Genomic DNA, 25,446 nt, shown 5'->3' with positions numbered 1-25,446 from the left:
GTGGAAAGGTTTGTCAAGAAATTCCTATGAGCTACTTTCGACATTAATAGCTGATTCAAGTTTTCTATTCAAAATTTTCAATATAAAATCCAATTCATTTGAGTTGTTATAACGTATCATGACTTTACCCTTAGAATTACTGTCATTAATTTTGATCTTTAACCCAAGCTGAGAATATATAGCTCCTTCTAGTACTGCCATATCTTGATTTTTAGTACACTTATGCTCTTTTTGATCATTATTTTGTTGTAAGTCTTTTATCAATTTTTCAGTTCGTCTAACGCTCAGGCCCTGAGAAACTATTCTCTTTGCAATACTTTCCGCATTTTTAACATTAACCAGCGCTCTTGCATGGCCCATAGACAATTTTTTCTCGTTGATCATTGTTTTTACTCCATCAGGGAGTGATAACATTCGAATCATATTGGTTATGTGACTGCGGCTTTTGCCTAAAATTAAGGCTAATTCTTCATGTTTATAGGAGAATTCATCCATTAGTCTACTATATGCTTCACCTTCTTCTATTGGATTAATATCTTGCCTTTGTATGTTTTCAATAATGGATACTTCCAAGCATTCCTTGTTGCTCAGATCTTTTATGATAACGGGTGCACTATCAAGATTTGCAATCTTGCTTGCTCGCCAACGACGTTCCCCAGCTATTATTTCGTAACCATCATCATTTGAATCTTTGCGTACCACGATAGGCTGTATAATGCCACTTTTCCTTATCGAATTTGCAAGTTCTCTTAATGACTCCTCGTCAAAATGTTTTCTCGGTTGAAATTTGCTTGGGTGCAGTAATGAAATAGGCAAATACTCTTGTCGATCTTCTTTATTATCATAATTATTGCCTATGAGGCCAGCAAGACCTCTACCTAAACGCCTACTGTCCTTCACGCTGCACCTTCACTTATCAGCTTTTTCTCTTTACAGATGCTCATATGTTTCTTTAAAATTTCTTTTGCCAAACTTATATATGCTTGTGCACCAGGACACTTAAGATCATATACAATAGCAGGTTTTCCATGAGAAGGCGCTTCTGATAACCGTACATTACGTGGAATAATGGTCTCATACAATGGGATAATAGTTTTATATACTTTATCACTTAAATACTGGCAAATATCATTTTTAATCTGCTCACTAAGTTTGTTGCGTCTGTCATACATTGTGAGCAATATTCCTTCTATTAACAGGAAAGGGTTTAGGTTATTTCTTTTTATTAGCTCTACAGTTTTAACTAAATGGCTCAATCCTTCCAGAGCGAAAAATTCACACTGGAGAGGAACAATAATAGAGTCAGCAGCGGTCAGGGCATTGATAGTAAGCAGACCAAGTGATGGAGGACAGTCGATGATTATGTACTCATAATTATTACGTACTTTCTCCAGCGTATCTTTTAGTACGAATTTTCCCTGCTCAAGTTGTGATAGCTCAATTTCTGCAGCTGATAAGTCAACCACTGATGAAATCAGCGATAGATTTGGAATTTCCTTTATATTGAAAATTGCAGATTCCACCAATTCACTTTCGCTGCTCAGCAGTATTTTATATATATTTTTTTCTTCCCTGCTACGATAAGAAATCCCAAGTCCTGTACTAGCATTTCCTTGAGGGTCAAGATCTACCAGTAAAGTACTTTTTCCCACAGCAGCAAAGGCTGTTGATAAATTTATACTAGTTGTAGTTTTACCAACTCCACCCTTTTGATTTACTATTGCAATGATCTTGCTCACGCCTTTTATCTTATGTATAAAATAACTCTATTGTATATATGCAAGAAATTTTTGCATTAGAATTTTTTTTTGTTGCCAATAATGATCAAAGTAAACTGCCTTTTTTTGTCTTGTGTAACACACTTTGAACCTTATTTCCTAGCTCATTCAGAGTAAATGGTTTGGGTAAAAAATGGAAGTCTTCTATATTGATTTCATCGCTCTTTAAAAAAGCATCCTCTGCATATCCAGAAATAAAAATAACTTTGATGTTTGGCCTATGTATCAATGTTTCTTTAACTATTTCTGGACCACTCACCTCTGGCATGATTACATCAGTGATTATTAGATCTATGTGTTGATTTTTTTTTCTAATGATCTCTAGTGCCTCGCTGCCTATACTCGCTTCTATTACATTAAATCCTTTTCTTGTAAGAGCCTTAGCAGTAAATTCCCTTACTGAATCTTCATCTTCAATTAATAAAATTATACCATTACCTTTAATCTCTACCGGTTTCTCTATTTCTTGACTATCTTCCTCTTTATCATTTTCATCCGATATGTAAACTATGGGCAAAAATATGCTAAATTTAGTTCCATGATTCACTTTGCTAGCAACATAGATGTATCCTTCGGTTTGTTTAATAATGCCATATACAGTAGAGAGGCCAAGACCTGTACCAGAAGTAATATCTTTGGTAGAAAAAAATGGATCAAATGCCTTTTCAATTATATCACTCGTCATTCCACATCCAGTATCAATCACTTCAATCACAACATAATTCCCATGTTCAATCGTTTCCTTATCTGGAGAAAACATATCTTGAGGTGTAGAATTTAATGAATCAACCTTTTGATTAAAGGTTCGTATAGTTAACTCTCCCCCCTTTTCCATAGCAGCACCAGCATTAACTGCTAAGTTAAGCATCACTTGCTCTAATTGTCCTTGGTCAGCCCTAACAGCACCCAAATCGCTACCATAATAAATATTAAATTTTATATTTTCACCTATTAATCTTTTGATCATTTCATAAAGATTAGCTATCGTACCATTTACATTCATAATCTTTGGCTGCAAAGTCTGTCTTCTTGAAAAAGCAAGCAGTTGTCTTACCAAATTTGACCCACGTTTTGCATTTTGCTGTATCTGTATTATATCTCCAAAAGATGGATCGCTAGCTGAGTGCTGGAGTAAAAGCAAATCACAAAATCCTATTATTCCGGTTAATATATTATTGAAATCATGTGCAATACCACCTGCTAACTGCCCTATAGCTTGCACCTTTTGATAATGCTCAAGTTTTATCTCTAGTTTTTTACGTTCAGTATTATCAATAAAATAACAAAGTATGAACATCACTTTATTATGAAGAAACTTATTAAAATATATTTTCATGTTATTACCGCCATTGAGCTGCACATCAAAGGACGCATTATTTATCCTATTACTTGAAAAATATTCACGCACTTTCATATGATAACCATCTGATATCAATGCAAAGATAGAACCATTATTTGACCCCGCAAGTTTTACTAATGCTATATTTTTCTTTATAAAATTGCCATTTATGTCGCATTGTGCAATAGCAATTGACGAATTTGTAAAACAAGGGTGTAGTTGATAATCAACAATATTTGATTCAGTTGGTGTTATAAAGCCGTGTATATAGCTATGATTATATTTATCACAAAATGTAGCAGTACTCATATAAGCCTTAAATGGAGCACCGCTTATAGTAAAAAACATAATTTCATTTTTGGTTATTGTATCGTCATACTTCGATTGAGATATAAAATCATTGATTGAGCTACCTTTTTCCAATTTTTTTAGTTCAAACATGTCTAAAAATCTTTTATTTACAGATAAGATACCTCCTTTTGTATTTGCAACGTAAGTTGCTATATTGTGTTTCTCTATCAACTCTTCATATACCTGCTCTTTGTTTACCTGTGTTGCCTTCAGTACAAAATACCCATTCGGTCTTGCTATTGGGGCTAATGATAAATTTAAAGTCTTATTACTATTTATAGCAATTTGTGGATTATCCGGTATTGGTTCAGAGAGCAAAAGAAAGTTAGATATTCTACTCTTCTTGCTTAAGGAAATGCATACTTTTACAGAAGTGTTATTTCTTAACGCATGATAGAGTGATTTTCTGTCTTTTTCTGAAACATCTCCTGCTTCAAGAATTTTATCTAGCGTAACATCATCGTTTATGTGATCTTTAAACCTTTCGTAGAACCTCGCATCAGCATAAATAATACCCTCATCTTTATGTAAAATGAGACAAAACTCTGTATTATGATTCAGCGCATTTGCAAATATTGCATTTTGAAACTCTATGATATTAAGTAGATGCTTGTAACGTTTTATATTATATACCACAAAGAGAGTCATTAGAGTGCTAATTAATAAATTAATCTCTATATTAACATGCTGACTATATACATTAGAAAAATAGAGTACTGATATTGCTATTGGAGGTAAGAACATAATGACTGCCATCACAATAATTGACATCCCATAATTTCTTAGTATGAAGTCAACTCTGTTCTCTTTTTTGTTATCTATGTATCTTTTACTCATTATTATTGCTTGGCATCCTTGCACATATAAAAATATTCTACTATATTGATTTAATTATTATAGATTTATTAACATCCTTGATGGGTAGTTACTATCCCAATCTAATTAAGTCCTGTAAATATAGAGTACAATAATATTAATAAGCCAACAGAAGGCATTATGGAAAAACAAAAGACACAAGCATTTGAATGGTTCTGCGCACTGAGAAACAAGATCACCGAATCTTTCTTATCAATTGAGGTACAGTCATTCACAAAACCAAAAATCGAAAAAAGAAAGTGGAACCGACCAGGTGGAGGAAGTGGTGAATCTATAATTATCTTTGGTAATATTTTTGAAAAAGTTGGAGTAAACGTTTCAAGGGTATACGGAAAGCTCGCAGACTCAGCCATTAATGAAATTCCTGGTGCAAGTGAAAGCAATGGAGAGTTTTGGGCAAGCGGTATATCTTTAGTGTCTCACATGCAATCTCCCCTTATCCCTGCAGCACATATGAACACAAGGCTGATATATACCTCAAAACAATGGTTTGGTGGAGGAATGGACTTTACTCCAATTTATAAAGATGAGGGAGATTGCAAGTATATTCACGAATCAATTAAAGCAACTTGCGATGAGTTCAACATCGAATATTATCCGAAATTTAAAAAGCAATGTGATGATTACTTTTTTTTACAACATAGAAAAGAGCCACGTGGTATTGGTGGAATTTTTTATGACAATCTAACTTCTGGCAACTGGAAAAATGATTTTGAGTTCACAAAAGCAGTAGGTGAAGCCTTTTTAGAAATTTACTTACACATCATACACAAACATATGCAGAAATCTTGGACAAAAGAACAACGAGAAGAACAATTGATAAAACGTGGCAGATATGTGGAGTTCAATCTTCTTTATGATCGTGGTACAAGGTTTGGTTTAATGACTAATGGTAACCCCGATGCAATTATGATGTCGATGCCGCCTCTTGTTAAGTGGGTGTGAAAAGCGGTTATTAATATAAAATAAATCATTATAGTTTAAAATTGTACCACAATGGTGAGCTTTTATATAGAGGGGTACAATCATGGGTATAGTAGATAGTTTTTTAATTAAATCCGCTAGAAATAGCAATATAAGAGGCGTGAGGCTAGCTTTAAGTCTTCATAATATAGTAAACAGCTTTGAAAAACTCTTTTCTAGAATTAATCCTTTTAGGAACAAGGGGTCATTTGACTTGAATAATGATCAAACTTTAAATCGAGCTTTAGAGTATGCAGTAACAAATCTTGATCATAATGTAATGACGTTACTTATTAGTGCTGGAGCAAATATTAATGAAATAAATAATAGTATAGGAAATGTAATCCTTCAATACAAAAGAGCATCAGAAGCTATGCAGTACGGAGATAAGGACAGTCTCAAAGATCGTAAAGAAAAATGTTGTTTAGTGCTTGGTGAGCTAATAAAAAAAGAAAGAAAAGAAATATTGGAGATTTTGAAACAAACGGAAAGTTGTGACAAGCTTAAAGAGGAAGTAGAGCTAAAATTTAAGGCCAACTCACCTAAAAAACCTCCTAGAATTTTTGAGCACGATGATATTTTACTTTTAAAAGAGCCCATTTATGATGAGGTATATGACGCTAAGGTTAGTAACTCATTAGAAGAGTTGAGCGTATCGGAAGAATCCATTTATGCTGAAGTATATGATTTGCATAAAAGATCTACTGAAAATTTATCATTGAAAGATAGTGGTTGTTCTAGTATATCAGGAGAACCTATTTATGAAGATGTAGATGATTTCTCAGAGCAAAAAAAGCCCACTAGCTTAAATAATAAAGAGCAACCAGAGCCTATTTATGCTAAGGTAGATTTATCGAAAAAGAGATCAGAAAGACAAGCAAAACATATAAAAGATAATTCTGGGACTTATCATGGATTAGTGCAGGATAAAGTGAATAATTTGCAAGTAAAACTAAATGAGCAAAGTGCTAATAAGCCAGCGAGTCAGCAAATCAAGACCAAGGCTGGCTTTAACGTAAAAGAAATAAGGCAAAATTTTGAGCGTAGAGATTCTGGATACGATTCTGGCTATGATTCAGATACAAAAGTTGAACAAAAATTAGAATTAGGATCTAAAGCTCCTAAATCTGAGATAGGTTCAGTAAGCATTGAACATGGGGTAATAGGAGGCTGTCGATATAAAATCACTGATATATCACTCTAACTGTGTGATTCAAAATAATTGAATTGACTTTATATGTATAATCGATATAACTCAGTTAGATTCAAGTCGACTCTTTCGTCTAGTGGTTAGGACACCACCCTTTCACGGTGGTAACACGGGTTCAAATCCCGTAAGAGTCACTCAAACAGAATGCAAATAACTAAAGTTTTGAATGAAAAAAATTAGGCTTTATGTTGAAGAAGCTTTATCACAAAATGTAAGTTTGGCGCTTCATCCACGACAAAGTCACTATATTTACAATGTAATGCGGCTTAAGAAGCATGATAACATCTATCTTTTTAATGGAAAGGATGGAGAATGGTTAGGAGAAGTAGTGAATATATCAAGTAAATCGACAAAAATTATAATAAAAGAACACACTAAACAACAACAACATGAAAAAAATCTATATTTGTATTGTGCTCTGGTAAAAAGCGGCGCCTTAAGCAACATAGTAAGACAAGCAACTGAAATGGGAGTAACCTGCATTCAATTTATTTCAACAGAACGTACAGTAGTAAAAAACATTAACCTAAGTAGAGCGAAATTACAGGCAATTGAAGCTGCGGAACAATCTGGTAGGATAAGTATACCAGAGATTTTGCTTCCCATTGATTTTTATGAATTACCCGATTCTCAGAATAAAAATTTTGTTTTGTGTGATGAAACAGGTGAAGGAAAACCTCCTAACAAAGTTCTAAAAGGCAAGAAAAACGTTGCTATTATTGTTGGCCCCGAAGGTGGTTTTTCATCTTGCGAACTTGATTCTGCCAATAAATTTTGTCAGAAACTGAGTCTAGGAAAAAGAATTTTGAGAGTTGATACTGCTGTAGTTGCTGCATTAACCTTCACCAATTGGTATAGCTAGATTTTTTAATATGGCTAGTGCAACTTGACACTCTATATAAAGAAATCTGCATTATATTTTTCCTAAAAGAAATAAATGAAACTTGCATTTTTCCGAACTATCGATACTCTTAGTAAAGAAGTCGGGGCGTAGCGCAGCCTGGTAGCGCATTTGGTTTGGGACCAAAGGGTCGGGAGTTCAAATCTCTCCGCCCCGAGATTAGAAAAATTACAAGAGCACTGTAACCTAAGAGCAATTTTTATCAGCAAGTAAATGATTGACAGCAGAATGAAGCTTTTTTCATATAAATCACTGCATATCATATTCTATCGCTCAAGTTTATAAAATAATTGACAATGTTAATTTTCTAATTTATAAATGGATTTTGAAGTGATTACCGAAGGAGGTATAGAGTTTGATTGAAGTATCAGTCCATTATGGTGATGTAGATAGAGCTCTTCCAGTGTTGAAAAAAATAATTCAAAAGGAAGGAAGAGGGCTCAAAATGAAAAAAAAATATCACGAAAAGAAATCAGAGAAAACAGCTAAAAAAAAAGCTGAAGCAAGGAAAAAGAGATATCAGCAAGAATGCAGAAGACAGCGTTATGGTTGGTAGTTTTTACTAAGGTTAATAATTAGTTATCTTATGAATATTCACGAATATCAAGCAAAGGAAATTTTACACAAGTTTAATGTTCCGGTACCAAAGGGTTTTGTTGCTACACCTGCAGAAGAAGTAGCAACTCAAATAAATCAACTAAAATCTGACGTGTTTGTGGTTAAAGCTCAGATTCATGCAGGTGGTAGGGGTAAGGCTGGTGGCGTAAAGCTGGCAAAGTCAACTAAAGAAGCTCAACAACTTGTAAAGGACATGCTTGGCATAACTTTAGTTACTCATCAAACAGGGTCAAGCGGACAGCAGGTAAAGAAAGTATACATTGAAGAAGGTTCAAGCATTAAAAAAGAGTACTATTTGAGTCTAGTAGTCGATCCAAAGCTTAGTAGGCTAGTATTTATATTTTCTTCAGAAGGTGGAATGGATATCGAAGAAGTGGCAAAAAATTCTCCTACAAAAATTGTGAAATTTGATATTGACCCTGCTACTGGTTTTACAAATCTTGATAGCAGTAAACTTGCCAATAATTTTAATTTGAATTCAGAACAAATAGAAAGAATAACAAATATTGCAAAAAATATATATGATGCGTTTATTACAACTGATGCAAGCCAAATAGAAATTAACCCACTAGTTGAAACAAATTCCGGGGATTTTGTTGCACTTGATGCTAAAATTAATTTTGATGACAACGCTTTATATCGTCATCCAGAAATCGTGCAGCTTCGTGATTATGATGAAGAAGTTAAAGAAGAGATAGAAGCTTCAAAACATGGACTTAGTTACATCAAAATGGATGGCAATATTGGTTGCATGGTGAACGGTGCAGGTCTTGCTATGGCAACAATGGATATAGTAAAGTACTATGGAGCAGAGCCTGCTAACTTTCTAGATGTTGGTGGTGGAGCAAGTAAGGAAACTGTCACTGAAGCATTTAAAATTATATTATCTGATAGTAATGTACGAGGAATTTTGGTTAATATATTTGGCGGTATAATGCGTTGTGATATCATTGCAAATGGAATAGTTGAAGCTGCAAAAGAAATAGATATTAAGGTCCCTTTAGTGGTTAGATTATCAGGCACTAACTTTAAAGAAGGAAAAAGAATTTTAGAAGAGTCAGGGCTAAATATTATTGCTGCAGACGAACTTGACGAGGCTGCACAGAAAATAGTACAAGAGGTGAAGTAGAGTATGTCTGTTTTAGTAAATAAAGATACAAGATTAATATGCCAGGGTTTTACTGGTGCACAAGGTACATTTCATTCAGAACAAGCAATTAGCTACGGAACCAAAATGGTTGGCGGTGTAACTCCTAGCAAGGGTGGAAGCACTCACCTTAATTTACCAGTTTTTAATACCGTAGCAGAAGCTAGAGAAAAAACTGATGCGAATGCTACGGTAATATATGTACCTGCTAAATTTGCAGCTGATGCAATACTTGAGGCAATAGATGCAGAGATAGAATTAATAGTTTGCATCACAGAGGGCATTCCTATACTTGACATGGTAAAGGTAAAGCACGCTCTCGCTGGTTCAAACAGTCGATTGATTGGCCCAAACTGTCCAGGGGTTATTACACCCGAAGAATGCAAAATAGGAATTATGCCAGGACATATTCACAGACGTGGACATATAGGAATTATGTCTCGTTCTGGAACTTTAACTTATGAAGCGGTAGCACAAACAACCGCTGTTGGTCTTGGTCAGTCAACATGTATAGGAATTGGAGGGGATCCTGTTCATGGTATGACGTTTGTTGACTGTATGGAGCTCTTTTTAAAAGATGACGATACTCATGGTATTGTAGTTATTGGTGAAATAGGTGGAAACGAAGAAGAGGATGTATCACATTTTGTGAAAACAGAAAAAACTAAAAAGCCAATCGTTGGTTTTGTAGCAGGTCAAACAGCACCTCCAGGAAGACGTATGGGGCACGCTGGGGCTATTATCTCCTCTAGTGGCGGAAGTGCTGGTGCAAAGTTAGAGGTTATGCGCAGTGCTGGAATTGCAATTGCAGAAACCCCTGCTGTGATTGGTAAAAAGGTGTTAGAAGTAATGAGTGTCAGTGCCTAGCCTAGGTTATAAAAACCCTATATCCCCAATCATAAGTATATTTTTTGACCACTCAATCAGTAACTGACCTCCTGGTAAATGCACTGAAGTTTGTTTAGTAGTCAAACACTTACGAAGTATAGATGCAACAAATGCTGCACAAGCCGCACTACCACATGAAGCAGTAATACCTGTTCCTCTTTCCCAAACTCTTAAGTTTATTTCTCCAGATTTTTCTATTTGTGCAATACTAACATTTGTTTTCTGAGGAAATAATTCGTGATTTTCTAGCTTTGGTCCTAAATTCTGCAATGGTATTTCGCTTATGTTATCAACAAAAAAAACTATATGAGGGTTACCAATATTTACTGCAACTGGCTCTTTCAGCATTTCAAGCTCTATAGGTAGATAAAGGGGATCGCATTCACAAGAAAGAGGAATTTCATTCCATTTAAGCAGTGGTTTACCCATATTGACCTTTATTGATTTATCACCTACTTTAAAACATTCTAAGATACGATTATTTATCAGCTCAATAGTGATATATTCAGTACCTTTTTCTAACATTATCAAATATCCAACACAGCGTGCTGCGTTTCCACACATTTCAGCTCGACTACCGTCAGCATTGTAGATATGCATAAAGCAGTTTGCAGCATTAGACATTGTTATAATTATCACTTGATCACAACTGCCTTGATCAGCAATTTGTCTATAATTCCAGTCTAAATTATTTGTTGAACGTGAGTCTATGATAACAAAACTATTGCCAGTACCATGCATCTTTACAAACGGGATCTTGTCTGTTAGGTTACTTACCATTATAGCAAAATTATATAAGTGAAAATTTTTCTTCTAATTACAGCTGTTTTGTATTCTATAGTTTTCTGTAATGTGAGTGCTAAGTCAATACCGGAGAACAGCAAAATGCTCTTTTGGCAAACTGGAGTTAGAAAGGGAGCAAATGTTTTCAATAGAAAAGTTGATAGTGACTTAATCAAAGCAGCAAAGGAATACAAAATTGGTTTTATTCGTCTTGCTCCTGACAAATTTGAAACTACGCAACGTGACTTCCTCTTAGGTAATGCAGACAGTTATCAGGGCCTAATTCCCAAAGACCTGAAAGTTCTGAAAGATGTTTTAGATGCTTTTCATCAACAAAAAATACCAGTAGTGTTAACGATGCTTAGCTTACCTGGATCTAGATGGAAGCAAAATAATAACGATAAAGATGATTTACGTTTATGGTCAGATCAAGCTTTTCAAAAACAAGCAGCAAAATTTTGGCAAGATCTTGCGAAAGAGCTTAAAGATCATCCTGCTATTGTTGGATATAATATCTTAAATGAACCACATCCAGAAAGGCTTTATAATACTGCAGATTCGGCTATTTATAACGTAGAACAAAGCAAAGTTCAGAAGAATCTATTTGGCTTTTATAGCAGCGTGGTAAACAGTGTCCGCCAAGTTGACTCAGAGACCCCAATAATACTTGATAGCAGCAGTTATGCTGACTCTAATACTTTTGATAAATTCAAACCAGTTGATGATTCTAATATTCTTTATTCTTTTCACATGTATGAGCCCTTTGCTTATACAAATTTAAAATTAAACCAGGATAACTTTGCCTACCCTGGACATGTTCAATCTTTTGATGGAAAAAAAGTAGAGTATTGGAATAAAGATAAGTTAAAATTATATATAGAACCTGTAAAAATTTTCCAAGAGAAGTATAATATACCAGATTATCAGATCCTTGCTGGAGAGTTTGGCGGACATCGCTGTTCAAAAGGATTAGAGCACTATTTTCGAGATCTTACTTCTATTTTTAATGAATATAATTGGCACTTTGCTGTTTATGGCTTTCGAGAAGATATGTGGGATGGAATGGATTATGAATTGGGAAGTAAAAAGCTTTCATGGAAAGATTGGCAAGCAATTGAAGAGGGTAGGATGAAAAAAAATTATTTGCCAGATAATCCAATTTTTAAGATATTAAAAAAAGAATGGTCAAGTCAGCTCGCTGGCCATTCGTCATAAAAAAATATTTCTTCTATTGGCTTTCTGTTCTTTTCTTTAACTTCGGCACCTTCTTCCTCGTAACCAACCGCTATCACTGACATTACATTAAAATCATCAGGTACATTAAACCTCTCTATTATTTTGTCTTTGTCAAATCCGCCCATCTGATGAGCCATTAAGCCTATAGCTGTAGCCTGTAGCATAAGTGCGTAATTTGCTGCACCAGTATCATGCTTAGCCCAAAAATTTCCCCCTTTGTCTGGCTTTCGGAAGTTTTTAGCACTTAAAGATATGATTAACACTTGTGCATCTTTTGCCCACTTTTGATTAGATTCATCAAGGCAATCGAACAATTTTTTCCATGCGCTTTGATTGTTCTGTTTGTTGCATATTACATATCTCCAAGGTTCATCACCAAAACATGAGGGAGTCAGCCTTACAGCTTCTATTAAAATATCCATTTCTTTCTGAGATATTGCTCTTGTAGGATCGTATAAACGTCCGCTGTGTCTTTCTTTCATCAACGATAATAGATCTTGTTTACTTGTCATTTCATTTTTAATAGCGCATAAATAATTTATTGTAGCACAATATAAGCAAAATTTAAATTGCAAAACCTATAGACATACATTAGATCTAATAAGTTATTTTTATTGGAAAGGTATGTTTATAACACAATCTAGCAGTAGATCAACACTGGCTGAAATACTGTCTTGCGTTTTACTTTTATTCTTGATGGCTCAAATAAACGTACCATTGCAGCCTGTACCCATCACATTGCAAACTTTGGGGGTAATGCTTATTGGGCTTAAATTTAACTGCAGAACAGCATTCTATTCTGTACTTACATATCTATCACTTGGTGCAGCAGGATTGCCTATTCTTGCAAGTTTTTCTGGTGGTTATCACATTTTTCTAGGGCCAACAGGTGGATATTTAATTGGCTGTTCAGCTGCTGTTATGGTAATGAGCAAAGTAAATGAATTACTGAACTCTAAGTATAAATCATTTGTGTGTAATTCTTTAAGTTGTCTGGCTGGTACAGTTGTAATCTTTATTTGTGGTGTTAGTTGGCTTGCTGTTTACTTGGGTCTGGAACAAGCAATAATGGTAGGTGTTTTACCATTTATCCTTCCTGGTTTGGTAAAAATTTTTCTACTTGTGGCAGTTTTGCAATATTTGAAAAAATGATAAAATTCCGCCCTCATCATTTCATGTGCACCCTCGCGTTTCGGGGATATGGGTATTCTCAGGGTTTTGTAGAAAATTATAAAAAGATAGCAAGTAAAGTAATTAGCACTCAAATCGAAGTAGTCGGCAATCTTGATAGTATCTGTAGTGCCTGCCCAAATCAGACAAAACAAGGTGAGTGCACTACACAAGCTAAAGTTTTAGAGCTAGATAGAAGGCATATGGAAATTTTAGGAATAAAAATTGGAGAGACTTTAACCTGGAATGAAGCAGTAAAAAGAATTAGAGAGAAAATGTCTTTAGAAAAATTCGACTACGCATGTGAGGGGTGTAATTGGCGGAAATATGGAATGTGCAGAAGCGCTCTTTTGAACTCATTCTAAATAGTGTCTGCCAATTAATAATATCTTTATTATTATATTAGATAAGTAATTTAGCATTTATGAATTTGTAATGTGTTGCGTATAGTTCAAAGAAATAAGATTTACTGGTTACGCGCTGCAACTAATCCCACAACACTAGGACCTATGTTTATCTGCATGTTAATTTGCGTTGTGATTTTATGTAGGTCTTCTATTACCTATGCTAGCAAAAATTTAGAGATACAAAAGGCCTTCGATAATGTTGTCAAGCATATAAAAGCTGATAAAAAATATAAAGATCTTGATGTGATTGAGAGAAAAAGTGACAAATTTAATATCAAAATTTCGCAGAATTCTGGCAAGAATCTTGATATATACTCTATTTTAAAAAAAGCAAAAGACTCCTTTGAATCAGGAGATAATGAGACAGCTACTTCTCTCCTTAATCAGATTATCGCAAAATTTCCTTATCATGAAAGTGCTTTAATTGGACTAGGGAATATCTATTACGCTAATAAAGAAATTAAAAAGGCTATAGAGATTTACACAAGACTGTTAAAAGAATACTCTAATAACCCCTATATATTTAAAAATTTTCTGACGATAATCTCACAATATGATCCTGATTTGGCATTAAGTGAAATGTTGAAATTGTATGATATACACAAAAATTACGCCCCTTTATCAGCAAATTTGGGTTTGACCTATATGAAAAAAGGAGACTACGTAAAAGCTAGAGAGTATATGACAGAGGCAATTTCTCTAGATCAAAACAATATTTTTTATATCTATAATTTAGCTGTTATTTTAGATAAACTCTCAGATTTTAAAAATGCTACAGCATTTTATTTAAAGTTGTTGAACATGTCAAAAAATGCAAGTGAAAGAATACCTTTATATAAGGTAGCAGCAAGACTAAAATTTATACAACTCCATAGTGCGCACCCAGCAATTTCATAAGAGCTACTTTCATAGCTATTTTTGTTTACAATAACAACATTGAACTATAGAATTGTATCTAGAGGGGCAATTAGCTCAGCTGGTAGAGCATCTCGTTTACACCGAGGAGGTCGGCAGTTCAAGTCTGTCATTGCCCATTTGTCTAACTAAATGTTAATATCTTCAATCAAAGTATAGAAAATGCAAGACAATATAGTACCAGTTTCGATAGTAAAAGAGCTAGAAGATTCTTATCTCTCCTACGCAATGAGTGTAATCATAAGCCGAGCTATACCTGACGTGCGAGATGGATTTAAACCTGTACATAGGCGTATATTATATGCAATGTCAAGAGCTGGGTTCGATGCAGGTAAGCCATATAAAAAGGCAGCTCGTATAGTTGGAGATGTAATGGGAAAATATCACCCACATGGTGATGCAGCTATTTACGATTCCTTGGTCAGGATGGCTCAAGATTTTTCTCTTCTTTTACCACTTATTGATGGGCAAGGTAACTTTGGTTCGATAGATGGAGATCCGCCAGCTTCAATGCGATATACAGAAGCAAGGCTCCACAGGGTGTCGCATTTTTTACTGAATGATATTGATGAAGATACAGTTGATTTTAGGGCAAACTACGACGGAAATGAAACGGAGCCTGTCGTATTGCCGGCAGAATTTCCTAATCTGTTGGTAAACGGTGGAAGTGGTGTTGCAGTTGGTATGGCAACCAATATTCCTTCTCATAATCTTGGTGAGATAATTGATGCTTGCATGTTATATATAGATAACCCTGAAGTTACTCTAGATGAGTTGCTTGAAGTAATACCAGGGCCGGATTTTCCAACGGGAGGAATAATTCTTGGCAGATCTGGAATAAGATCAGCGTTTGCTAAAGGCCGAGGTTCAATTGTCGTTCAGGGTAAAACTCATATAGAAAATCTGCCACAAGATAGACAAGCAATAGTTATTGATGAAATACCTTACCAAGTAAATAAAGTAAAATTAATTGAGAAAATAGGCGAGCTCGCAAAAGAAAAAAGAATTGAGGGCATAACAGAGATTAGGGATGAGTCTGATAAGTCTGGCATTAGAGTAGTAATTGATCTCAAAAAAAACACTGAAGCAGATTTTATATTGAATCAAATACTAGGACTTACTCCTCTGAGAAGTAGCTTTAGTGTTAATACTTTAGTTCTGAACAACAACAGGCCTGCTTTGATGTCATTGAAAGAAATCATAGCTGCTTTTATTGACTTTAGAAAAGAAGTACTAATCAGGAGAACAGAGTTTCGTCTAAAAAAGACGAGAGAAAAAGCTCATATATACATAGGGATCTACATTGCGGTCCTCAGCATAGATGAAGTGATAAAAATCATCCGTGGTGCAAAAGATCCTGAAGAAGCAAGCAGAGAGCTTTTAAACAAGGAATGGAAAACCTCAGCTGAAATAAACACGATTATTGAATTAATCTCAGACAGTATGAGCTTTTTGAAAGATGGAGTGTATAGATTAACTGAGCTGCAAACAAAAGCTATTCTTGATATGAAATTGCAACGCTTAACAGGCCTTGAAAAAAGCAAATTAGAAAATGAGTTAAATTCAATGCTTAGCCTGATAAAAGAATATATCGCTTTTCTTGGCTCAGAAGAGAAATTGATGCAAGAAATAAAAAACAATTTACAAGAAATAAAGAATAGATTTGCCGTACCTCGAAGAACTTCAATAGAAGAATCAGACATGGACATTGAAGCTGAAGATCTAATTCCACAAGAAGATATGGTAGTGACCGTAACTATGAATGGTTACATCAAACGTGTGAAGCTCTCTCACTATAGAACCCAGCATCGTGGTGGAAAAGGAAAGCTAGGACAGGGATTAAAAGAGGAGGACGTAATCACAAAATTATTTGTTGGAAATACTCATACTAGCCTTTTATTCTTTTCTAATATCGGTCGAGTTTACAGATTAAAAGTTTACAAACTGCCTCTTGCAGAGCCAACTGCACGTGGAAGAGCGCTTGTTAATATATTCCCGCTTAGCGATGGTGAAACTATAACTAACATCATGCCGCTTCCAAGTGAGAATGACGAAAATCAAAATATAGTTTTTGCTACTGCTCATGGGAACATAAGGCGTAACTCCTTAGCGGATTTTCACTATATTCCAAGCAATGGAAAAATAGCAATAAAGCTCGACGAAGGGGATAAATTAGTGTCAGTTAAAGTATGTAGCGAAATTGATCACGTTCTACTTTCAACAACGCTTGGGAAAAGCATTAGATTTGTTGTAAGCGATGTGCGTCAATTTAAGAGTCGCAATTCAGATGGAGTAAGAGGTATCAAACTTGCAAAAAATGACAGCGTGATATCCACGACCATACTAAACGGCATAGGTATTGCAACAGAAACAAAAGAACTTTACTTAAGAGTTCCGCTTGCAAAAAGGATGGAAGCTGCAACCAACAACTCAATTGATTCTAAATCAGAAAAAACTTTGAATGATTTAGGAATAAAGAACGAATTATTCTCAAAACTCGCACTTAATGAGGAATTCATATTAACTATTACTGAAAATGGCTTTGGTAAAAGAACTTCTGCATATGAATATAGGGTAACAGGTAGAGGTGGTGTTGGTATTACAAATATCCTTACTACTAGTAGAAATGGCAATGTTGTTGCTAGTTTTCCAGTTGAGCAGGATGACAATATAATGCTTATTACAGATAAAGGAAAGTTAATTCGCATTTCGGTTAATGAAATTAGAATTGCAGGACGCAGCACTCAGGGAGTTACTCTGTTTAAAACAGAAAATAAAGAAAAGGTGGTATCGGTAGCAAAAATTGAAGATCCTAGCTCCACTGAAGAGAATATGCCTGAGGTTGAAAGTGCTACTTCTTCTTAATTATGTAGCAAAGGCTAAGCAAACAGTGCAAATTTCTATTGATTAATCTATAATATTTAAATTAAAATATATGTCTATGTTCAAGTAGAGATTGATGGATAAGAAGTTAACTAAAAATAAAAAATCATTGACGAATGAGAAGAATAAAAAAACATCTCTTGTTAAAGATTTTGCCAAAAATAAGAGTAGAAGAGATTTTATCACATTAACTACGTATGCCATGGCAGGTATAGGAGCTGCAAGCGGTTTTTGGCCATTGGTTAAGTCTATGAATCCTTCTGCTGAGGTTTTAGCAATGTCTACGGTTGAGGTTAATCTATCTGACATTCAAGAAGGACAAGGAAAAAAAGTAAAATGGCAAGGTAAGCCAGTATTTATCCGCAAGCGCACAAAACAAGAGATTGAGGCTGCAAGAGCCATAAATGCAGAAAATTTGAGAGATCCTGAATCAGATGAAAAAAGAGTATACAAAGGGAAAGATGAATGGTTAATTATGATTGGAATATGCACTCATCTTGGATGTGTACCAGTTGATCACGCTACAAAAGACGGCAACGGTTGGTTCTGCCCTTGTCACGGTTCATATTATGACACATCAGGCCGAGTAATTGGCGGTCCTGCACCAAAAAACATGGCTATACCTGACTACTTTTTTCCAAGTGAAAATATTGTAGTAATTGGCAAGAAGGCTTAACGGATTTTCATAATTAAAGTAACGAAAGTATATTGTATTTTAAGAAGCACACTGGTTTCATGGGCAAAGCTCTTGAAGTCTATCAAGCTAATTTTATACTATGCACATATTCGGGTGATAATTAAGAAACTTGCCTGCCAAATCTTCAGAGTTGACAGCTAAATTTAAAACTTGTTCCTTTGCGTCAGAAAAATTCTGACTAACTTGCTTAAAGTTATTTTCTAACTCTTCGAGGATGGAGCTGAAATTAAAAAAACTTTTCTGCATTTTATCAAGATTTTGAGTTATATAGCTTAATACATAAAGATAGAGACAAGAGGGGAAGAGATATGGTAAAGCAAGAAAAAGCTGAAAGTGAGGTTCTGGTTAGAAGTGTTAAACGACCTAAAAGAGAGAGAGGAATAGAGGATATTCTGATTGCATGTGTTAAAAAGTTTTCCTGCAGCTATAAATAGCTAAAGCAGAAATGTATTGTACATCAGATAAGAAATTCACTGAAGTAGCAAAAACTTTCATGAATGATTAAAAAAAATATATCGTGCTTCAAGTAAAGAAATCGCTGAAAATTATTTGCTTGAGCTGATGGGTGAAAAATATCCTTTGGTCATAAAATCGTGGCAAAACAATTGGAAAAATTTGTCTAGTATTCAGGGCCAGTTAGGCGGCTCCACTAATTCTATCGAGGAAGAAAATTTGCTAAAACCAAAGGTTCATTTACCAGCTTGTACAAGTTGGTATATTGTGCTATAAAAAGACAGAGCAAAAATGGACTACAGCTTTGACTTTTAACTATCTCTCAGCTCAATATTTTCTTTCCTAATAGATTAAAAATTGAGTTGAACTAAAAATCCGGTTTGAACACTCCCAAAAAGTAGCGTGCCACCCTTTCGATAGTAATTTTCACATCAAAACGCTCTTCAAATGTATCAATGCACTCCTTTCCCTTCTTCACTCACTCGTTCAGAACTTGGATTCTTCACTTCAGGACTTGGCTTCATTTCTTTAACTTTCTCATTAATAATTTCTTCTACCTTCTCTATTTTACCCTCACCAATGGACATAATTGCAGGTAGAAAATCGTTCATAAAATTTCGCAATTTCTCCATATCTTCTGCATGGGTACTAGTACCTTTGCTCACAAGGTTGCTCAGAAGGTCAGCCTTGTCTTTTCCTATTAACTCCTTTATAGCTGCTAATTGCTCTTTGTTTTGAAGCATGCCTATTACTTCTATTTTATCATTAAGCTTTGCTTGCTCTTCTGTGCCACTCTTACGCTGTTGTTCCAATGAATCATTACTTAGTTTTGTAAAATTATTTTCTTTTGCTTGAACTGTAGGCAATTTATCAATCATATCTTTCACAAAACCTTTCACTGCTTTTCCTATGTTAATCGCACCTCCTTTTATCTCACTTCTATGCTGATATATAACATAACCAATAGCAGCTATAGCAACTAGTGCTACAAACCCTAAGAATGCTGCTCCACCAACAATTAATGCACCGGTCACTCCTCCTACTGTTAATAAACCTGCTAGTGCACCCGTTAGTGCTGTCACTGCTGCTCCACTTATCAATCCTTGAGCTAACAGTTGATTGCCTAAAGTTTCAAGCTCTTTCTCCATGCCTTTTACTTTATTTACTTGTTTAAGCAATATTTTTAATTGATTATCGTCTTTCTCAATATACTCCTTTACAATACTTACTACACCCTCAAAAAGATCTTTTTTTTCTATCAGAAGTTTAGATATAGCTGATTCATTTAAAGTTTCACCTTCCTTTAAAAGTTCTTCTGCTTTTAATAGAGTCTCCAATTCTTTCACCAAATCTGGCTTTTCCCTAATATACTTTAATATATTTTCAATGAACTCGTCCGAATTGGTTGGGTTTACTGCACCACCTTGTACCATATTCAATTCCCATCAATTATAAATATACCTAATTATATATACTAATTATTAATTATATTATAATTGACATAAAACAATTACTCCTTTCCAAATATGGAATTTGTATTACAATACCTAGATTATATGAAATCAAGGTATTTTATGGGTGAGAAAAAATTAAGAGCCGCTGTGGTTTTATCAGGATGCGGCCACCTCGACGGCACAGAGGTGAGAGAAGCAGTCTTAACTCTGCTTGTGTTTGATCAGCAGGAAGTTGAAGTCACGTGCTTTGCTCCTGATGTTGATATCACACAAGTTATGAATCACAAAACAAAAGAAGCAGTAAAAGAAAAAAGGAATGTACTTGTAGAATCAGCAAGAATTGCAAGAGGTGAGATAAATGATTTAAGAGAAGCTAAAGCTGAAAATTTTGACATGCTAGTCGTACCTGGTGGATATGGAGTTGCGAAAAATTTATCTGACTTAGCTGAAAATAAAACAGTAATGCCTGAGTTTGAAAGATTAGTCTCAGAGTTCTTTGTTGCAAAAAAGCCAATAGGAACTATATGTATATCTCCAGCCATTATTGTTTTAATTTTAAGTAGCAAGATAGGTAAAGAAGAAAGTAAGATTAAGGTAACTATAGGAGACGACAAAGACCAGTTGATAGAGAAGCTCGGCGGCGAACATATAACATGCGATACAAAGCTATCAATAGAAGACGAAAAGCATAATATATTTTCCTGCTCTGCTTATATGCGTAGTGATGAAAGTACATACTCTGTATATCAAGGAATAAAACACATGATTGACAGTATGGTGAAAAAAATTAATAAAAAAACCAAACAACCATTTCTCTAAAGTGTAGTTTCTTTATACAATTAATTATGTTATACTTCCAGTTGCATTATTGTTGTAGCTAAAGTAATCTGTAATTGCTTATTAAGAGTAAGCTATATTTAGTATGTAAGTTTAGTTCTTTTTTTTATAGATGTAAATATGTTAGACCTTTTTTATATTGAAAGTGAGTGTTGTGTAGATGGTCAGTGTGATACTTATGCAGGAGAAGTGAGTATTAATGATGTCATGTTGGGCAAGTTTAGTCTAAATTCATACAGTGGGAAAAAAGCTATAATGAATCTAGACATCGCTACATTCGATATCCATATTGCCATGGATGACCAAAATGGAAGGACAATAACAAGAGACCTCAAGGGTCCTGAATTTGTAATTAAAGATGACGGTTCCTGGTATATTAATAAGAATCTTGGTAATGATAAATTTGAAATTATAGTAAAGCAGTCATGATATGAAACATAGTGAGCGGAGCTTACTTTTTAGCAATGTTTGCATACTTACTTGATTTGAAAAAAAATGGAGATTATCTTAGCTGAACCACGCGGTTTCTGTGCAGGGGTTAAAAGAGCTGTAGACATATTAGCAATCACTTTAGAGAAATACAAAAATGAACGCCAAGTTTATGTACTACACGAAATCGTTCATAATAAGTATATAGTAGAGAACTTCAAGAAACAAGGAGTGGTTTTTGTAAGCAGCATAGAAGACATTAAAGACAATAGAGGAATATTGATCTTTAGCGCACATGGAGTGTCGAAAAGTATAGAGGATGAGGCAAAAAGAAAGGGTGTTCAAGTGATTGATGCAACATGTCCCCTAGTTAGCAAAGTACATAAAGAGGCAAAAAGGTATGAGGATAGTGGTAAAGAATTAATTCTAATTGGACATGAAAATCATCCAGAAGTTAAAGGAATTATAGGAAGAGTAAATAATCCTATAGCTCTAGTTCAAACTATGGAAGACGTATACAATTTACAAATCAAAGATCCAGATAATTTATCTTATGTAACACAAACCACGTTAAGTATTGACGATACCAAAGAAATTATTGCTACACTGAAGCTCAGATTTCCAAGCATTACAGGCCCCGACTTAAAAGATATATGCTATGCAACACAAAATAGGCAGAACGCTGTTAAAAAATTGGCTAAAATTACAGACGTAGTGTTAATTGTAGGAAGCAAAAACAGTTCAAATTCAAACCGTTTATTAGACCTGTGCATTTCCACAGGAAAAAGAGCCTATTTGATTGATAATTATAAATGTATGAACAAAAATTGGTTGCAGGGCGCAGAAAAAATAGGAATTACTGCAGGTGCTTCTGCTCCTGATATATTAGTTGATGAGCTAGTAAATTACTTAAAAATAAATATGAATACAAAAGTTTCAGTCATGCCAGATGGATTCACTGAAAATGTTCAGTTCAAGTATACTAAATGGTAATGTGCAACAAAGTGCGTCAAATCAGGTCTTTAGCTCAATTCAATTTTCAGTCTGTTGGAGAATAAAATATCAAGCTGAGATATAATTAATCCTCGTTTGTCAGGTTAAGTTGTGTCTAGCACAAATATAAAAAACCTTCATCATACAAAAGGGTTAATATTACTACTAATTTTATCAAAAACTTATAATATAAGTAATATTGTCATCTAATGTTTAATGAATTTCAATAAATTACCTTTTTAATTCTAGATGAGTATACACTTTGTTAATATGTTTGGGTCAAAACCCAAAAGTAAGTTTATGCTTTCTATAGGAAAAGAAGGCACAATGTTACTATATTTTAAAAATAATACTTTAAATAAAAGATATTTTGCTAAGGACAAAAATAATCAAGCTGTTTCTGACTTAATTTCATGTCTCTCATCAGATAAAAAAGCACCCTTATATCTGGTTCTCAATCACACTGATCAGAACTATTTGCTACAGTCTATCCCAAGAGTAAATAGGATTAGTGCTTATCTATCAGCAAAAACAAAAGTAGAGCATTTTGCTCATAATAACGATATAAATTCTATTCTCTTGGTCGAAAAGCCGAATAAATTTAATCAAAACTGGTGGTATCTATTTGTTTCATCAAAAGCAAATCATTTAATAGAATATTGGTTGGACGTGTTTGTTGAAATAGGCTCTAACTTTAAAGGAATATTAATGTTTCCTATAGAACTAGTCAGTATAGCAAAAAAGATTCTACACAAAGATCCTAGTAACTGGAAAATTATAGTTGCTGCAACTAAAACAGGTGGCTATAGACAAGTGATTCTTAAAGAGAACAAAATGATATTTACACGTTTAATACCATTTACTGATGATAATTTACCAGGAATCATTGCTGGTGAAATATATCAAGAAGTGAAAAATACAATTCAATCTTTAACTAAGTTTGGATTTGAAAAAAATGACCCTATCGACCTTTGCATCATAGTATCAGAAGCTATTAAATCTAGTTTATCAGTTATAAATTTTTCAGAGAATAGTGTGAACATATTGACTCCATATGAGCTAGGTAAACTATTGGTAGCAGAATTAGCTATAAGCGAAAAAGATAGCTTTTGTGATACCATAATTTTGTTCCATAGCTTTAAGGATAAGCCAATAAATATTTTTAATACAAAAGAAACTAAAGAATTTTATCTATTTAATTATCTTTATTTAAATTCTCCTCAATTTTTTCTATACCTTGTCTTGGTTCTAGTTATAGTTAACACCTTTTGTTTGCGAAATTTGTATTCTAATTTCAATATTGCTGATAATTTATCTGCGAGACAGAGCATTTTAAATAATAAACTAGCAAAACTTAGTCAAAGCTATAATGTAAAAAAGATAGATAAAGTTTATGATTTTATTAATATAAATAATATTTTAGCAAAAATAGAGTACTCTCCTCTCACGCAAGTTAAGTATGTAGAAAAGTTAAAAGTATCAGGTGTAGAGCTTCAATTATTTGAGTGGAATTATAATGAGGCAAAAAGTTATATTACCACAACTTTAAGGTTTAATTTTCAATCTGGTAAAGACATTTCTTATCAATACGAGAAACTACAGGAAAACTTAAACGATAATTTTCGTACCCATGATGTTAGTATTTCTAGCTTACCTACTACTAAAGAGAAAAATCTATCTATTGATATTGAAATAGGAGAGGCAATGTAAACTGATGATTATCTCTCAATTAAAAAGAAAAGCCGCAATTCATTTTATATCTTACTTATCGTTATCTATTGTATTAATAGGGTTATCAACGTGTTTTATTATCTATAACAAAAAGGTTTATAATAAAAATCAAACTGCAGCTGAGGAAATACGCTCTATTAATTTACAGATCATTGAAATTCAAAATAAAGAAGTCGTTCTAAATAAAAACCTAGATTTATGGAAAAGAATTTCTTCTTCAAACTTACATAGTAGCAGATACATTACAAATTTAAATTTTGAGCTTAACAAGCTATATAAAAAACACTACATGTTAGAACCTGAAATATCAATTTCTATACCTGAAGAAGCTGAACTCCACAATAAAAGTGAACATACAAAAGTAATAAGAAGTGAAGTGGTTCTAAGTTTAAGCTCAATTAGCGATAAGCATATTTTTTTATTTCTACAGTCTATTCCAAATCTTCCTGGTTATGTTATGATCAGATCTCTTACCTTGAATAAGCAGAGAAATATAGATGCTAAAGTTATAAACCAGATTTTAAGTGGTAATATGATAGAGATAGTGAGAGCTAGTATAGTTTTTGATTGGTATACCATATTAAGTAGATGAATATAAAGTTGTTTTTTATTTTTACGCTGCTATTTTTTAATTTTAGTGCATATTGCAATTGCGAAGATCTTGTAGAAAATATAGGGATTTGTAAAAAATATTCTTGCCAACAGCATATTAGTAATGAAGATTTTATTGAGCATAAAATATTAGGGTTAAATAGTGAAAATTTATGTGTATATATAGAAAGACAAGGCAATGATGAAATGGTCTGTCATCATTCTAATGATGGAATGATTATAGAAAAGAAGTACTTAAAAAGTATTTTAAAAGTTGGAAATCAAGAAATAAATGACTTCATTGATATAGCAAATTTGCGTGCGAAGGAGTGTTTTTTTATCAACAATTATTATATAGATCGAGACGATATAATAAAAGAGGCAGCAGAGAGTACTTTATCGCAATATGGTAGCATAAAAAGCATTTTTTTTGATGAAGAGCAGGTTAATAGAATAGTTAGTGAGATGGAAAAGTTTAACTTACAGTCTTCAGGAGTTACAGAGGAAGAAAATTTCAATTGTAAAGTAGTCAGTTTAGATTCAATTTTATACTTTTCCCCCGATACATGGAAAATATGGGTAAATGGAAAGTTGTTTATAAATACTAAGGATTTAAAAGTGCACTCAGTAACTGAAAATTATGTAACTTTTTCATGGGCTGTAAACCAAAAGATAACAAAAGAACGGATAAGCAATTCTAAAAATGTACATTTTGGACATGGAGGTATTATGTTTACGCTTTATCCAGAACAAAAATTTGATTTAGATAGTTTATCTATTAAATAATCTAATACAT

The 25,446-nt window shown here is 33.8% G+C and carries 24 protein-coding genes, 3 tRNA genes and 1 pseudogene; 22 read left to right on the top strand and 6 right to left on the bottom strand.

Annotation, left to right across the window (positions count from 1 at the left end; all coding sequences use genetic code 11):
* Positions 1–24: 24 nt before the first annotated feature.
* The 3 genes from BVG17_RS04455 to BVG17_RS04445 all read right to left on the bottom strand — a co-directional run bounded on the left by BVG17_RS04455 (position 25) and on the right by BVG17_RS04445 (position 4,305).
* The gene (locus BVG17_RS04455) at positions 25–900 is read right to left on the bottom strand and encodes a ParB/RepB/Spo0J family partition protein (RefSeq protein WP_063630879.1); all 876 of its coding nucleotides are present in this window, start codon (positions 898–900) and stop codon (positions 25–27) included.
* Positions 897–1,739, bottom strand: a complete 843-nt coding sequence (locus BVG17_RS04450) for a ParA family protein (protein WP_017531903.1) — start codon at positions 1,737–1,739, stop codon at positions 897–899. Before BVG17_RS04450 ends, BVG17_RS04455 begins: the two co-directional genes overlap by 4 nt.
* 85 nt (positions 1,740–1,824) lie before the next feature.
* Positions 1,825–4,305, bottom strand: a complete 2,481-nt coding sequence (locus BVG17_RS04445; protein WP_063630880.1) for a response regulator — start codon at positions 4,303–4,305, stop codon at positions 1,825–1,827.
* A 159-nt stretch (positions 4,306–4,464) separates the two neighbouring features.
* Here BVG17_RS04445 and hemF point away from each other — a divergent pair, with 159 nt between their 5' ends.
* The 8 genes from hemF to sucD all read left to right on the top strand — a co-directional run bounded on the left by hemF (position 4,465) and on the right by sucD (position 10,050).
* Positions 4,465–5,289 (top strand): oxygen-dependent coproporphyrinogen oxidase, encoded by an 825-nt coding sequence (gene hemF, locus BVG17_RS04440; protein ID WP_063630881.1) that lies wholly within the window; start codon positions 4,465–4,467, stop codon positions 5,287–5,289.
* 82 nt (positions 5,290–5,371) lie between these two features.
* Positions 5,372–6,511, top strand: coding sequence for a hypothetical protein (locus BVG17_RS04430; RefSeq protein WP_172793457.1), 1,140 nt, complete (start codon positions 5,372–5,374; stop codon positions 6,509–6,511).
* A 68-nt stretch (positions 6,512–6,579) separates the two neighbouring features.
* Positions 6,580–6,651: transfer RNA gene (locus tag BVG17_RS04425), tRNA-Glu, on the top strand.
* A gap of 32 nt (positions 6,652–6,683) precedes the next feature.
* Complete coding sequence (locus BVG17_RS04420; protein ID WP_063630882.1) at positions 6,684–7,379, top strand: 16S rRNA (uracil(1498)-N(3))-methyltransferase; 696 nt, start codon at positions 6,684–6,686, stop codon at positions 7,377–7,379.
* A 122-nt stretch (positions 7,380–7,501) separates the two neighbouring features.
* A tRNA-Pro gene (locus BVG17_RS04415) sits at positions 7,502–7,575 on the top strand.
* Positions 7,576–7,773: 198 nt separating this feature from the next.
* Positions 7,774–7,974 (top strand): 30S ribosomal protein S21, encoded by a 201-nt coding sequence (gene rpsU, locus BVG17_RS04410; RefSeq protein ID WP_015588134.1) that lies wholly within the window; start codon positions 7,774–7,776, stop codon positions 7,972–7,974.
* A gap of 30 nt (positions 7,975–8,004) precedes the next feature.
* On the top strand, positions 8,005–9,165 hold the full coding sequence (gene sucC / locus BVG17_RS04405; protein ID WP_063630883.1) for an ADP-forming succinate--CoA ligase subunit beta: 1,161 nt from the start codon (positions 8,005–8,007) through the stop codon (positions 9,163–9,165).
* Between the two features lie 3 nt (positions 9,166–9,168).
* Complete coding sequence (sucD, locus tag BVG17_RS04400) at positions 9,169–10,050, top strand: succinate--CoA ligase subunit alpha (protein WP_063630884.1); 882 nt, start codon at positions 9,169–9,171, stop codon at positions 10,048–10,050.
* Between the two features lie 6 nt (positions 10,051–10,056).
* Here sucD and dapF read toward each other — a convergent pair whose 3' ends face one another.
* On the bottom strand, positions 10,057–10,851 hold the full coding sequence (gene dapF, locus BVG17_RS04395; protein ID WP_063630885.1) for a diaminopimelate epimerase: 795 nt from the start codon (positions 10,849–10,851) through the stop codon (positions 10,057–10,059).
* A gap of 105 nt (positions 10,852–10,956) precedes the next feature.
* On the opposite strand from dapF, the gene BVG17_RS04390 reads away from it, so the two are divergent.
* Positions 10,957–12,069 carry a glycoside hydrolase family 5 protein gene (locus tag BVG17_RS04390; protein ID WP_063630901.1) on the top strand — a complete coding sequence of 371 codons (1,113 nt, stop codon included), beginning with the start codon at positions 10,957–10,959 and terminating at the stop codon, positions 12,067–12,069.
* Here BVG17_RS04390 and BVG17_RS04385 read toward each other — a convergent pair.
* A complete protein-coding gene (locus BVG17_RS04385) occupies positions 12,045–12,602 on the bottom strand; it encodes a nitroreductase family protein (protein WP_143688852.1) in 558 nt (185 codons plus the stop codon). The genes BVG17_RS04390 and BVG17_RS04385 overlap by 25 nt on opposite strands.
* Positions 12,603–12,714: 112 nt before the next feature.
* On the opposite strand from BVG17_RS04385, the gene BVG17_RS04380 reads away from it, so the two are divergent.
* The 7 genes and pseudogenes from BVG17_RS04380 to BVG17_RS04350 all read left to right on the top strand — a co-directional run.
* The gene (locus tag BVG17_RS04380) at positions 12,715–13,242 is read left to right on the top strand and encodes a biotin transporter BioY (protein WP_017531914.1); all 528 of its coding nucleotides are present in this window, start codon (positions 12,715–12,717) and stop codon (positions 13,240–13,242) included.
* Positions 13,239–13,625, top strand: a complete 387-nt coding sequence (locus BVG17_RS04375; RefSeq protein WP_063630886.1) for a DUF1284 domain-containing protein — start codon at positions 13,239–13,241, stop codon at positions 13,623–13,625. The genes BVG17_RS04380 and BVG17_RS04375 overlap by 4 nt, the downstream gene beginning before the upstream one ends.
* A gap of 72 nt (positions 13,626–13,697) precedes the next feature.
* Complete coding sequence (locus BVG17_RS04370) at positions 13,698–14,564, top strand: tetratricopeptide repeat protein (protein ID WP_063630887.1); 867 nt, start codon at positions 13,698–13,700, stop codon at positions 14,562–14,564.
* A gap of 64 nt (positions 14,565–14,628) precedes the next feature.
* A tRNA-Val gene (locus BVG17_RS04365) sits at positions 14,629–14,701 on the top strand.
* A 43-nt stretch (positions 14,702–14,744) separates the two neighbouring features.
* Positions 14,745–17,447, top strand: a complete 2,703-nt coding sequence (gene gyrA / locus BVG17_RS04360; protein ID WP_063630888.1) for a DNA topoisomerase (ATP-hydrolyzing) subunit A — start codon at positions 14,745–14,747, stop codon at positions 17,445–17,447.
* Positions 17,448–17,541: 94 nt separating this feature from the next.
* Complete coding sequence (gene petA / locus BVG17_RS04355; protein WP_063630889.1) at positions 17,542–18,141, top strand: ubiquinol-cytochrome c reductase iron-sulfur subunit; 600 nt, start codon at positions 17,542–17,544, stop codon at positions 18,139–18,141.
* A 360-nt stretch (positions 18,142–18,501) separates the two neighbouring features.
* Positions 18,502–18,986 (top strand): annotated as a pseudogene (locus BVG17_RS04350) (transposase); the annotation flags it as partial.
* An 81-nt stretch (positions 18,987–19,067) separates the two neighbouring features.
* Here BVG17_RS04350 and BVG17_RS04345 read toward each other — a convergent pair.
* Positions 19,068–20,048 carry a glycine zipper family protein gene (locus tag BVG17_RS04345; protein WP_063630891.1) on the bottom strand — a complete coding sequence of 327 codons (981 nt, stop codon included), beginning with the start codon at positions 20,046–20,048 and terminating at the stop codon, positions 19,068–19,070.
* 141 nt (positions 20,049–20,189) lie between these two features.
* Between BVG17_RS04345 and elbB the strand changes: the two genes are divergently transcribed.
* From elbB to BVG17_RS04315, 6 genes are all read left to right on the top strand, one after another.
* Complete coding sequence (elbB, locus tag BVG17_RS04340) at positions 20,190–20,888, top strand: isoprenoid biosynthesis glyoxalase ElbB (protein WP_063630892.1); 699 nt, start codon at positions 20,190–20,192, stop codon at positions 20,886–20,888.
* 138 nt (positions 20,889–21,026) lie between these two features.
* Entirely contained in the window at positions 21,027–21,335 is a 309-nt protein-coding gene (locus BVG17_RS04335) for a hypothetical protein (RefSeq protein WP_063630893.1), read from the top strand.
* Between the two features lie 66 nt (positions 21,336–21,401).
* Entirely contained in the window at positions 21,402–22,328 is a 927-nt protein-coding gene (gene ispH, locus BVG17_RS04330) for a 4-hydroxy-3-methylbut-2-enyl diphosphate reductase (protein WP_063630894.1), read from the top strand.
* A 249-nt stretch (positions 22,329–22,577) separates the two neighbouring features.
* Positions 22,578–24,038, top strand: a complete 1,461-nt coding sequence (locus BVG17_RS04325) for a hypothetical protein (RefSeq protein WP_063630895.1) — start codon at positions 22,578–22,580, stop codon at positions 24,036–24,038.
* A 4-nt stretch (positions 24,039–24,042) separates the two neighbouring features.
* Positions 24,043–24,651 carry a hypothetical protein gene (locus BVG17_RS04320; RefSeq protein ID WP_063630896.1) on the top strand — a complete coding sequence of 203 codons (609 nt, stop codon included), beginning with the start codon at positions 24,043–24,045 and terminating at the stop codon, positions 24,649–24,651.
* On the top strand, positions 24,648–25,436 hold the full coding sequence (locus BVG17_RS04315) for a hypothetical protein (RefSeq protein ID WP_010407002.1): 789 nt from the start codon (positions 24,648–24,650) through the stop codon (positions 25,434–25,436). Before BVG17_RS04320 ends, BVG17_RS04315 begins: the two co-directional genes overlap by 4 nt.
* Positions 25,437–25,446 lie beyond the last annotated feature (10 nt).

Origin of the sequence: Wolbachia endosymbiont of Laodelphax striatellus (genome assembly GCF_007115015.1) — a bacterium.
Taxonomy (GTDB): domain Bacteria; phylum Pseudomonadota; class Alphaproteobacteria; order Rickettsiales; family Anaplasmataceae; genus Wolbachia.
This window is presented reverse-complemented; position numbering and strand designations above follow the sequence as displayed.